Source organism: Psychromonas aquimarina ATCC BAA-1526, from assembly GCF_000428725.1.
In the GTDB taxonomy this organism is placed as follows: domain Bacteria; phylum Pseudomonadota; class Gammaproteobacteria; order Enterobacterales; family Psychromonadaceae; genus Psychromonas; species Psychromonas aquimarina.
In genome coordinates, this window is sequence record NZ_AUAM01000027.1 from 25,637 (window position 1) to 37,705 (window position 12,069).

The window sequence follows — 12,069 nt, forward strand, 5'->3', positions numbered from 1 at the left end:
AGAGAAGCAAAACGGTGGAAAACAGACATCCTTGTCAATATTTTTACTTCGGGCAGTTAAGCGGTACAAGCAGCCGCTGCTCTGCAGTTAATGTCGGCATTAACCCGCAGGGTAAATTAATCAGGCATGATTAAAAATGAATGCCGTTATCCAGGGAGGTAATTTTAGCGAGTGACAAGGTTTCAATATCCTGCTTATCGAGCATATCCCGCCCGGCCTGAAATGACTTCTCAAACAATACCCCCACACCGGCAAGCTGGGCACCGGCAAGTTTAATAATATCAAGCGTCCCCTGTACCGCATTGCCGTGTGCTAATACGTCATCGATAAATAACACCCGGTCACCGGCATTAATATGCTGCGCACTGCAGTTTAACTCATAGGTGCTGTTCTTGGTGAAGCTATGCACAGAAGTTGTTAACAGCGGCTCAGTATCTAAAATGCTGCGCTTTTTCTTCATCACAACTAAAGGCACATTCAGCTTTAGCGCGGTTAATGTAGAAACAGCAATACCGCCGCTTTCTATGGTGAGAATTCGACTGATATTACGGGATTTGAAATAAGCGGCCAGCTGTTCAGCACACCAGTCCAGGAGCTCTATATCAACTTGTTTAGTTAAAAAATCACTCGCATCAAGTGCCGTATTATTAACAGATTTACCTTTTTTCTGGATAGTTTGTTGTAATAGATTCATTTTAATTTCCCAAGTTAAGCAAGTGCTAAATAAACAATAAACAAGGCCGCCAGGCAGTATATAAGTGAATGAACTTCTTTACCTTTGCCCTGAACTAACATAACAAAACAGTAACTGATAAAACCCATAGCCATACCGTTAGCCGGTGAGAAGGTAAGCAGGCTGAATACCATAATAAAAAATACCGGTACGGCAGATTCTTTCTTATGCCACTGCACGTTCGCTAAGTTTTTAATCATATAAATACCGATAATAACAAGTGCAGGTGATACGATTGCGGTGGTAAAAATTGAAAAAACCGGGAATAAAAAAGCAGATAGAATAAAAAAAGCAGCGGCAGTTAATGCGCTGATACCGGTTTTTGCCCCTAATGATGAAGCCACTGCAGATTCTGAATATGCGGTAATTGAGGTAGTTCCTAACAGCGTACCGATAATTGTACCGCCGGAATCAGCAACAAGCGCGGACTTTGCGTTCGGCACTTTACCGTCTTTATCAATAATTCCCGCATCTTTACCAACCCCGACGATAGTGCTTAGTCCGTCAAAGAAATCTACGATAAAAAAGATAATAACCAGAAAGATCAGATCACTTAGTTTAGGAATGCTCATATGCGAAAACTCAAAAACAGCGCCGAATGTCGGCGCTAAACTTGGCGGCATGGAAACAAGCTGTCCGGGCAGAGTAATCAGGCTGCTGCCGATAAACAGATCACTTAAAAGACTTAGAGAAATGGCCGCCAGAAAAGAGATAACCGTCGCTAATTTTATATCGCGTACCATACAACCGATAGCGATAAAGACACTGATTAAGGCAATAAATACCTTAGGATCATAAACATTACCCAGGCTGACTAAAATAACCGGATCACTGACAATAATGCCGGCATTTTTCAAGCCGAGAAAGGAAACAAAAAGCCCTAAGCCGACAGAGATACCCAGTTTAAGATCTTCAGGAATCGCTTCAATAATCAGCTTTCTGGCCGGTGTTAAACTCAGAATCAGATAGATACAGCCCGACAAAAAAATAGCAAACAGTGCTTCGTGCCAGAGCAGAGATATACCCCCGCCGAGCAGTATTGCTTTAAAGAAACCGTTCATTGACATACCCGGCGCTAACATTATCGGATACTTGGCAAATGCCCCCATAATAAATGTCGCCAGTGCGGCCGATACTGCAGTAGCTGTAAAGATTGAGCCTCTATCGATACCGTCAATACTGCCGAGAATAGCCGGATTAACGGCTAGGATATAACTCATCGCTAAAAAGGTTATCATCCCCGCATACATTTCATTTTTTACAGTGGCGCCGCGCTCAGAGAGCAGGAAGTACTTGTCCATTAAAAACCCATATATAGTTTGTTTAAGAGACAATATTTCGAAGTATAAAACTTGGTTAGGAAAATTAGGCAGGCAAAACAGACAAGTAATTAACCTGTTCCATTGTAGTTCTGAAATTTACGGTATCAGAGTAGAGACTTATGGCCCATATCGCCAAGATTATACAACGTTACATTGTGTGACGGGCATCATAATAACACGCTGTAAATTGTCAATTATTTTTAAGCCGTGAAAATCGTCAAGGGAAAATGTCCTTTTCTCTGCAGTTCAAAGAGTCAACGGCTCCCAAGGCTTCAGAGAATATCAACGCTGTTTCTGCAGGCCACATCAATATAACCTACTTTACCCATCCTGCTTTTAATACGTTTAAAAAAACAGCTGTTATTCTGCAGTTTCAGATCAAATATCAGACGGTACAACTTCTGACTGTAACAAAGCATAATCCACAGCCTCAACAATTGAAGCCGCATGAATATGCTCCAGGCTGATTTTATTTTCATCACCCGGCTGGTATTTTCCCGTATGAACTAAACAGCCCTGCAGTCCGGCCTGCACTGCCCCTTCAACATCACCGTAGATATCATCACCGATCATTAAGACCTGATCCGCCTGCAGATCTGTTGAAGCAAGTACCTGTAGAAAAAAATCAGCGCTGGGTTTTCCTAATATCACCGCCCGGGTTGATGCGGCATATTCAATCGCTTTAATAAACGGACCGGCATCCATTAACAGCTGCTCATCTAATTTAAAATAACGGTTACAGCCGATACCCAGCAAAGGAGCCCCCTGCTGACATAACTGAAAAGCGCGGTTTAATTTGTCATAACAAAAGTCCTGCTCGGCATCACCGATAATAACTGCATTAGGATTACTCTGAATAAGATCTGAAAATTCACTTTGAATGTTTTGATGGATCAGGCAGAAAGGACGCAGTTTTTTTTCCTGCAGCCAGGCATGAGCTGCAACAGGCGCTGTAAACAGTTCAGCATCCGGCAGTACAAAACCCAGCGCTTTTAAATCTGTTAAAATCTGCTTACATGTTAACCGCGAAGTATTGGTAACAAAGCGCAGCTGCAGGCCGCTTTGCCGCGCTTTGGCAAGCGCATCTGCAGCCCCGGGTATCGCTTTAGTTCCCGTATACAGCACACCGCTTAAATCGATAAAAAGGCCTTTTATCATAACCGTAGTTCCTCTTACAAGCCTGTTTACAGTATAGAAGCAAATATATACCCGTTATCATTCAATATGCAAAAATCAGCAAGTCGAGAGGTGGGCAGCTTCTAGGCGTGAAGGTGAAGATCTAACGGGTTAAATCGAGACTTCACAACAATGAAGATGTTTGCCTCTCGGCTTGCCCCGTGGGTCACACGCTCGAAAACCAATACTGCGTTACAGTATTCGATAAGGGCCAGCCATTTAAGGATTAAAGTCTTTATTTTAATCCTACCGATAGAGGATTAACGCAGTTAATCTCTCGAAAGGTCATCATGCTACGCCTTGTCTTGGTATCCGAGCGGGTGACCGATAAATGCACTTTGATTGGTAACGGGTATACAAGTTAAGAGGACTTAGAAATGCACAGTTTGATGACTGACTGCCTGTTTATACTTCTTCGATACATACAGCAGCCATCTGGACAGTTCCGGCTGCCATAACCACAAAATAATTGCCAGCATGACCAGAAAGTCTGATAAAGGGCCTTCGACAAGCAGCCCGACAAAAGATAATAATGCGATAGCAACTCGAGTATTATTGTGCAGCTGCTGATATTTAGATCCATTTTTCATAACTCCCCCCTTTATACCAGTACGTATAAATACCCGGGCAGCTGTATTGATTAAAATAATTTGCAAGCAGTATTTCCCGGATGGATATTCTCACTAAACGGACTGATATTAATAAGCTTCCTATATAACTATATCGGCCGGAAACAGGTATAAATAAGCCTATCCTATAGAGTAATTCGATTTAAACAGCTTTATTTTATAACCAGTATTTCTAAACAGGAAATAAGGGATCTTAATAACAATTACTGCTCACTGTCGTAGCCGCCAAGCAGCATTGATTCGAACATCTGCTGATACTTTCCAGATTCTTTAAGCATTTTCAGCCCCTGGTTAAAATCAGCCTGAATCTGCTGACGCTTTGGCAGCGGCAGTTTCTTAGATATCATTAAATGGTAATTTGACTCATAGATTACATTGGGATGGTTAGTGATCATTTGTGCTTTGGAACGGGGGTAGGATTTATTTAAAATTGTGTAACCAACAACCATTTCCACAATCACTAAATCGACCCGGTCAAGAAGCAGTTTTTTGAAATTCTGCAGATCACTGTTCACCGTTTCTGTGTTCAGTACTTTTTCTTTTATCGCTTTATCAAACACCTCTCCATAGGAATAACCGTTTACTATACCTATGCTGTATCTACTTAAATCCTCAATAGAGGACCAGTCAAAGACAAAATCATTTTTATAAAAAAAGACTTTCTTCTGAGTCATCATAGGTTCTGAAAAAAGAAAGGACTGCTCTCTTTCGACACTTTTTATCCAACACAGGCTGACATCGGCTTCAGCATTTTCCGTCACGCTTAAGGCTCGATTCCAGGGGTAATATTTAAACTGCGTTTGATAGCCGGCCAGCTTGAAAGCCTCTGTAGTAACATGTCCGCAAAAACCGCCATGTTTTAAATTTTGACCCGATAACGGCGGCCATTCACCGCTGGCAACTTTGATAATAGTTTCTGTACGGGCGGAAGCTGCAAGCAGCATAAGCAGTACGAAAAAAAGAATTCTTCTCATAATATCTACTCTGAGCTTAAGGGATTTATCATAATTGTAACTGCTAACAGTATAGATGCTCTTTGCTGATAAAAAAGAGAGTTAACTGCACAGATACCCAGCTACTGTTCGCTGTCATAGCCGCCAAGCAGCATAGAGTCGAACATCTCCTGATATCTGCCGGAATCTTTGAGCATTTTCAGCCCTTTATTAAAGTCAGCCTGTATTCTCTGACGCTCACTCTGCGCCAGCTTCCTGGATATCATTAAATGATAATCTGATTCATAGATCGGGTTCGGATGGTTGGTAATCATCTGCGCTTTAGAGGGGGCAAATGACTCATTCAATATGGTGTATCCCACCACCATTTCCACCATAATTAAATCAACACGATCCAGCATAAGTTTTTTAACATTCTGATGATCACTGGTCACCGTTTCTGTATATAGTGTTTTATCTTTTATTGCCTGATCAAACACCTGTCCGTAGGAATAACCGTTCACTATACCTATGCTGTAACCTTTTAAATCAGCAATTGAAGACCAGTCGAAAACTAAATCGTTTTTATAAAAAAACACTTTCTTCTGAGTCATCATAGGGGCAGAAAAAATGAACGATTTTTCTCTTTCAGCACTTTTTATCCAGCACAGACTAACATCAGAATCGGCATTTGCAGTTACACTTAAAGCACGCTTCCAGGGGTAATATTTGATCTGCGTTTGATAGCCGGCCAGCTTAAAAGCCTCTGTAGTAACATGGCCGCAAAAACCGCCATGTTTTAAATTTTTACCTGAAAACGGCGGCCATTCGCCGCTGGCAACTTTGATAAAAGCTTTGGCATCTGCGGTCACGGCAAGCAGCATAAGCAGTAGCAAAAAAACTATTCTTCTCATAATATTTTCTCTGAGCTTAAGAGTTTCAGCAAAGGACTGACAGATAAAAGTATAGACGCTCTTTATTGTTCGAGAGCGTTTCAGCCTGATGATAAACATACATTTCTAACTCAACAGAGAAAGTAGTAATCAGCCTTGATAAGCAAAGGTCTCAGATCATCATATCAATATGCTGGACACGGCCAGTGCTGCCGTTTTCCCGGGTAAATTCAGCACTTTTCTGCGCCATCCCTAATAACTGTCCCTGCTCATTCCGGTACTCGCGAACATCCTGCACCGCCTGCAGTGAAATAGAAGATATACCAACATCAGCAGCCGCCAGCAGCTCCCCGCCGGGGCGCCAGACTTTCAGCTGCGCATATACACTGTCCCTGCTGTCAATGACCTGATCCGCATTGTCATCAAACTTTGCCAGATCCACAAAACCGTTACCGCTTTGCGGGCCGAACAACTCCGAGCCGTCATCAATTCTAGAGTTAGCATTTTTATCTAATGCAAGAAATGCCGAGCCGGCGGCCAGTTTAGGCACCCAGTCTTTATCTCCGTCAGCATCAAGATCAAAGTGAAATTTCGCATTGTCCAGATCCGCAAACTCACGACCGAGGTTGATTACCAGAGGATCGGTCAGCTGCAGTTCAGAGGTTTCATTCATCTGCAGTTCACGGCGCGACATATTCACATTAAGCTCTGCCGTTATTTCAAAATCAAGCGCAGCAGACTGCCCCTCCAGAGACTCAACCTGACCATGTACGGTTAATGTCGACAAACGGCTTGACTGCACTGCAGATACACGGCTCTCTGGTTTAGACCGGTGTTCAGACAATTCGATACTTTTACCTGTCATATGCTCTATCAGCAGCTTCATTACCAGCAGCTCTGCCTGTAAAGTAATCTCCGACGGATAGTCAGCAATACTTTCTGTTTCTGCAGCAGAGGTCAGCGCCTGTGGCTCGAGCTGAAATGTCAGGTCGGTAAGGGACTGCACGTTTAAGGCTAAGGTTGAAACATCCATAACAAACTCCTCCTCCTCACGCTATCGGCCGGCAGGTAAGCGGATTTAAGATTAAATTGTTATAAGAATTGAATTGAAATAACCAAAATCCAAAACTGATTATGCACCCGCAAAAACAAAAGAAAAGGGTTTATAAAATATACATAAACAAATGCTTGATTATTCTACATAACCGGTTAAGATTCAAAGCGTAACTCATTGACTGGAAGTTCATTCAACAGGTTATCCATCATTATTTTAGATTTATTGCTGTTAAACAAAGGAGGCAACATGATTCATTTATATCTTTTTAACACGTTGCATTCTTGTACTGCTGACTTTACGGCCTGCACCCTGTGCGCTGTTAAGACATTAGATAAGCAATAGATCCGTACCCTAAAACAACTTCGGGCCGCGGATAGAAAGCGGCTCATTAAGTGAACAACTCTTTTTGTAATAAACTGCTTTTTATCTGCGTCCCTCTTTAAACCCAAAAGAGGAGAGATCTTATGTCTCAATCAATCTACCTGAAACTAGCGACACTGCTGATCAAAATTGATATCTATACTGAATCACAACGGATCCGCAGCGGTTACCGCAGAGTCAAATTCCAGCCCTTTTATGCCAGTGCGCATATGTTGAAAGATATCGGCCTGGATAATCAAGGTTATGCGCTGCAGACAACTTATCCGAACAAGGATCGAGCGGCTAGAACAGTACGTCATCTAAGACGACTGCAGCAGATTAAGATCCCCACGTAAAACCAGCGCTGTACCTGGACAAAAGGTATAGCGCTATAACCTAAGCAGAAAAGGCAGTCTGCTGTAACTTATTTCCGTTACAGCAGACTGCCTTTTATTATTGAACAGCACAGATTTTCCAACTCCACAATACAGTTATACCAATCAGAATAAGTATCTGATCTTTTATGCTGGTTAAAATCAATCCTATCTTCGTTATTAATTTCGTAATTAGAATCACTAGTTACATCAATTAATGCCTTGCTAGTATTGATTTTTCCTACGCCTAAAACTGGCCATTTACTTAATCAGTTTGGTATTAGCGGCTCAAAACCTGTTTTAAATACAGATAATAAAACAGCATTGACCTTATGTTGACATACAATAAGTTCTGCTGTTAAAAAATTCCTTACAGCTATTTCATACTTTCAAAAAAACATCATCAATCACTTATAAAATAAGGGTTAACATCAAAAACAACATTGACTAAAGCAAAATATCTAGTGTATAAATCGCCTTTGACAGCACAAAAACATCACAACAACACCACCTATTGGATAGGCGCATTTGTGAGTTCAAAAAAGGATAAGCAAAATACCATGAATACTCATTACGACCTTTTATCTCGAACACTTCACTGGATTATGGCAATAGTAATAATATATGCGTCATTTGCAGGTTACGCTATGCATTTAGTCATAGATTCCCACCCTGCAGTATTCCATTTTTTATCGATAGTTAATATGTCGCTGGCAACAGCAGCCAGCGGACTTTTTATTCTTCGTTATATATGGAAATTTTTTCGTCAACCGATAGAGAGTTCAGAGCTGAGCAATACTACTCAGCATAAAATCGCTAAGCTGGTTCACTCGCTACTGTATTTTCTGATGTTCATTGTATTAATCAGCGGATTCTTAATGGTAAAACATGAATATTCTTTCTTCTGGCTGTTTCCAGTCGATAATATAATCACTAACCCTGCTGTTAATGAGTTCTTCTTTATGGTGCATAGATTCGGCTGTGCATTTCTTTCACTCGTTGTTTTGATGCATGCAGGTGCGGCTCTGCATCATCACTTCATAAAGAAGAATAATACTATGCACCGAATGGTTGGTCCGTCAATCGCTTACATTCAATCAAAACAATAACTTTATATATTTAAAATCGGCGCACATGAATTTAAAGGCGCGCCGATTTTTGCTTTTTATCTGCGCTTAGCTGTCAGCCAGTCTTTAACCTCCTGGTAGGTTCCCTTAAACTGTATTCTCTCGGCCTTTTTATCAAGCTGGAAGCGATACATAGGATCGTAATAATCATTAAGAACCTGGGTTATCCAGTTAAGGTGTCCCTGTGTACTGCCGGTTGTTTTCTGCTGTTTTAATGCCTCTTCCAGAACGACATTAAGAGTGTTGAATTTCTCTAATCCTAAACGCTTGCGGATACCATAAATACCGCGATGCAGGTATTCATCATAGGCCTGCCAGCCCGCCTCTTCACCTAGAGCACGGATAAACTTCTCAGTCATAGAAGTGCAGTATTCAAAACGCAGCCTCTCCAGACGAACCTCAAAGGGATCATCAACCACCACCATAGGTGAAGTTTTCATACTGCTGAACAGCGGCAGCGGTACATGAACTGTACCGATTGACTGAGATTCATCTTCGATAACCAGTGAGCTGCTGTGCTCAAATATTCTTAGAATATCAACCGCAAGCTGATTCTCATAACTTATCTGTTTCGGCTGCGGGGTCACCTGTTTACCAAAACTTGAACCACGGTGATTAGCCCGGCCTTCAATATCCAGCCCGTTATCCAGCTCTTGAATAAGCAGAGTTTTACCGCATCCGGTATTACCGCCGACAATTATCAGCGGCTGCTCGCAGGCCTGTTCAATTACTTCAATAAGATAACGACGCAGTGCTTTGTAACCGCCCGGTACAATATTAATATCAGTACCCTTGTCTTTAAGAAACTGAGTAGATAAGCGCGATCTTAAGCCGCCTCTGAAACAATAAAGCCAGGCGCCGGGGTTGGTCTGTTTAAATTCAGCCCAGGCATTGATTCTATTTTGTATATCATGCTCAACCAGCTGATGACCGAGCACAATCGCCGCCTCCTGGCCGCTGTTTTTATAACAAGTCCCCACCAGCTGGCGTTCACGATCCGTCATTAGCGGTAAATTAACACTGCCGGGAAAAGCGCCCTGAAGAAACTCAACCGGAGCGCGCAGGTCAATAAACGGCGTATCAGATAATAATAACGAACGAAATAACTGTTGATCTGTCTGATTCATTGTTAGACCACTGAAATAATCGGCTGCTGAGGTGCGGCCGGATGCATAGTACCAATCTGATGCAGGCTTACCGAATGCCGCTCAGCCGTTTCCATCAGCTGTGCCGCCTTATCCGGCGCCACCGAAATAAGCAGGCCGCCCGATGTCTGCGGATCACATAATATAGTTTTCTGCATATCACTAAGCGGGCTCACTTTATGTCCGTAACTGTCAAAGTTGCGGTGCGAACCGCCGGGCACGCAGCCCTGCTCCACATAATCGCTCACAGCTTCTAAGATCGGTACAGCGGAAAAGTCGATTGAAGCACACAAACCGCTGCCTTCACAAATCTCCGAAAGGTGGCCCAATAAACCAAAGCCGGTAACATCGGTCATGGCACTGACACCGTCCCCCTGCTCATCTAATCCGGCAAATTCAGCGCCGACTTTATTCAGCAGGCACATAGTATCGCGCGCCAGGTTTTTGTGCTGCGCTTTTAACAGGCCTTTTTTCTCTGCCGTTGTTAAAATGCCGATGCCCAGAGGTTTAGATAAAAACAGTAAATCTCCCTCTTTAGCCTGACTATTCTGCTTCACTTTACTGGTCGGTACTATGCCGGTGACAGCCAGGCCAAAAATCGGCTCAGGCGCATCAATACTGTGTCCGCCGGCCAGAGATATGCCCGCTTCACTGCAGACGGCGCGACCGCCGTCAATCACTTTAGCGGCAATGGAAGCGTCAAGCTTATTAACCGGCCAGCCGAGAATCGCGATTGCCATAATAGGTTTACCGCCCATGGCATAAATATCGCTGATTGCATTAGTTGCGGCTATACGACCGAAATCAAAGGCATCATCAACGATAGGCATAAAAAAATCAGTGGTACTGATAACAGAGGTACCGTTACCCAGATCATAAACGGCCGCATCATCCTTATTTTCATTACCCACCAGCAGATTCGGATCTTGAAACTTAGGAAGTGCAGACTGCAGCATTGCATCTAATACTTTTGGAGAAATTTTACAGCCGCATCCAGCACCGTGGCTGTACTGAGTTAAACGTATATCACTTGATTCATGATCTGTTGGCATTTTTGTACCTTTATCGAATTATTGAGACCTGATTGTACTCAACTGCGGGGCTGTTACAAAGTTCAATGCACTATTTATGCTGAAAAACAGCCGCAGCCTTGTCTCTGCCTGTAGATTATCTAACTTAACGGTACAAAAAATAGTCTTATACAGGGCTAAACAGATGTAAATTCACCTTTGAAATCAAAACAGATTGCAATAAATATCGATTGCGCCATAGTAACGGAAAATTATTTATATATGTCGGAGATCAGGTAACAATGAGCCAGATAAATCTACTTTTATTATGCGGCGGCGGCGGTGATGAACATGCTATATCACTGCTGTCAGCAAATTTTTTTGAAACGTCTCTTGCTAAGCTTGCTGATATTAATGTATTACGCGTTGAACTGGACAGTAATGGACAATACCGCACCCAGGAGGGAGATGAATGCGAACTCACTAACAGCAGACAGATCCGTTTTGCAGATAAAGAGCCGTGGCCTGTTGATTACGTTATTCCCTGTATTCATGGTTATCCAGGTGAGACTGGAGATATTCAATCCTATTTAGAGCTGATTAATCTGCCCTATTTCGGTTGTAATTCCGAAGCAAGCCGTAACTGTTTCAACAAAGTTACCGCCAAGATGTGGTTCAGCGCACTGGATATTCCCAACACACCTTACCTTTTTCTTAATGATTATAATGAGCAGGCGCTTGCACAGGCAGAGTCGGCATTAAAGGAGTGGGGTTCGGTATTTATTAAAGCGGCCTCGCAGGGTTCTTCAGTGGGCTGCTATCGTGTTGACTCTCTGGAGCAGCTGAGCAGTTCACTGCAGGAAGCTTTTACTTACTCGCCTTATGTCGTGGTAGAAAAAACCATTAATGCCCGTGAACTCGAAGTTGCTGTATATGAGTTAAACGGTGAGATTATCGCGACTAAACCCGGAGAAATCATCTGCGCGGATAATACCTTTTATACCTTCGATGAAAAATACGCATCAAACAGTCAGGCTGAAACAAAAATTGAAGCCGAAATCAGCTTAGAGATCTGTCAGCAGATCCAGGCCTATGCGGTAAAAGTATTTAAAGGCATGAAATTAAGCCACCTGTCGCGTATCGATTTCTTCTTAACGCCGGACAATGAAATACTGCTCAATGAAATTAATACATTTCCGGGCTTAACTCCGATTTCTATGTTCCCTAAAATGCTCCAGCATCATGGCGATAACTTCTCCGAGTTTCTATACAGCAGTATCAAAGGGCAGCTGGTTTAATCTGCTTTAACAG

12 protein-coding genes and 1 riboswitch are annotated in these 12,069 nt (G+C 42.6%); of the genes, 3 read left to right on the forward strand and 9 right to left on the reverse strand.

What is annotated here, in order from left to right:
- Positions 1-130: 130 nt before the first annotated feature.
- The 7 genes from G337_RS0111465 to G337_RS27710 all read right to left on the reverse strand — a co-directional run bounded on the left by G337_RS0111465 (position 131) and on the right by G337_RS27710 (position 6,718).
- Entirely contained in the window at positions 131-694 is a 564-nt protein-coding gene (locus tag G337_RS0111465; RefSeq protein ID WP_028864007.1) for a xanthine phosphoribosyltransferase, read from the reverse strand.
- A 14-nt stretch (positions 695-708) separates the two neighbouring features.
- Entirely contained in the window at positions 709-2,034 is a 1,326-nt protein-coding gene (locus G337_RS0111470; RefSeq protein WP_037027370.1) for an NCS2 family permease, read from the reverse strand.
- Between the two features lie 85 nt (positions 2,035-2,119).
- Positions 2,120-2,221, reverse strand: a riboswitch (purine riboswitch).
- Positions 2,222-2,433: 212 nt separating this feature from the next.
- Entirely contained in the window at positions 2,434-3,213 is a 780-nt protein-coding gene (locus G337_RS0111480) for a TIGR01458 family HAD-type hydrolase (RefSeq protein WP_028864009.1), read from the reverse strand.
- A 389-nt stretch (positions 3,214-3,602) separates the two neighbouring features.
- Positions 3,603-3,821: a hypothetical protein gene (locus G337_RS0111485; RefSeq protein ID WP_028864010.1), complete on the reverse strand. Its 219-nt coding sequence runs from the start codon at positions 3,819-3,821 to the stop codon at positions 3,603-3,605.
- Positions 3,822-4,063: 242 nt separating this feature from the next.
- Positions 4,064-4,834: a substrate-binding periplasmic protein gene (locus G337_RS0111490; protein ID WP_037027372.1), complete on the reverse strand. Its 771-nt coding sequence runs from the start codon at positions 4,832-4,834 to the stop codon at positions 4,064-4,066.
- A gap of 101 nt (positions 4,835-4,935) precedes the next feature.
- Complete coding sequence (locus tag G337_RS0111495; protein WP_169719625.1) at positions 4,936-5,706, reverse strand: substrate-binding periplasmic protein; 771 nt, start codon at positions 5,704-5,706, stop codon at positions 4,936-4,938.
- 151 nt (positions 5,707-5,857) lie between these two features.
- Entirely contained in the window at positions 5,858-6,718 is an 861-nt protein-coding gene (locus G337_RS27710; protein WP_051303183.1) for a hypothetical protein, read from the reverse strand.
- A gap of 488 nt (positions 6,719-7,206) precedes the next feature.
- Here G337_RS27710 and G337_RS0111505 point away from each other — a divergent pair, with 488 nt between their 5' ends.
- Both G337_RS0111505 and G337_RS0111510 read left to right on the forward strand, forming a co-directional pair.
- Positions 7,207-7,458: a hypothetical protein gene (locus G337_RS0111505; RefSeq protein WP_028864013.1), complete on the forward strand. Its 252-nt coding sequence runs from the start codon at positions 7,207-7,209 to the stop codon at positions 7,456-7,458.
- A gap of 548 nt (positions 7,459-8,006) precedes the next feature.
- Positions 8,007-8,585: a cytochrome b gene (locus G337_RS0111510; protein WP_245597659.1), complete on the forward strand. Its 579-nt coding sequence runs from the start codon at positions 8,007-8,009 to the stop codon at positions 8,583-8,585.
- Positions 8,586-8,641: 56 nt separating this feature from the next.
- On the opposite strand, the gene mnmH is transcribed toward G337_RS0111510, so the two are convergent.
- On the reverse strand, positions 8,642-9,730 hold the full coding sequence (mnmH, locus tag G337_RS0111515; protein WP_028864015.1) for a tRNA 2-selenouridine(34) synthase MnmH: 1,089 nt from the start codon (positions 9,728-9,730) through the stop codon (positions 8,642-8,644).
- Positions 9,731-9,732: 2 nt separating this feature from the next.
- A complete protein-coding gene (gene selD, locus G337_RS0111520; RefSeq protein WP_028864016.1) occupies positions 9,733-10,800 on the reverse strand; it encodes a selenide, water dikinase SelD in 1,068 nt (355 codons plus the stop codon).
- 260 nt (positions 10,801-11,060) lie between these two features.
- Between selD and G337_RS0111525 the strand changes: the two genes are divergently transcribed.
- Positions 11,061-12,056, forward strand: a complete 996-nt coding sequence (locus G337_RS0111525) for a D-alanine--D-alanine ligase (protein ID WP_028864017.1) — start codon at positions 11,061-11,063, stop codon at positions 12,054-12,056.
- Positions 12,057-12,069: the final 13 nt, after the last annotated feature.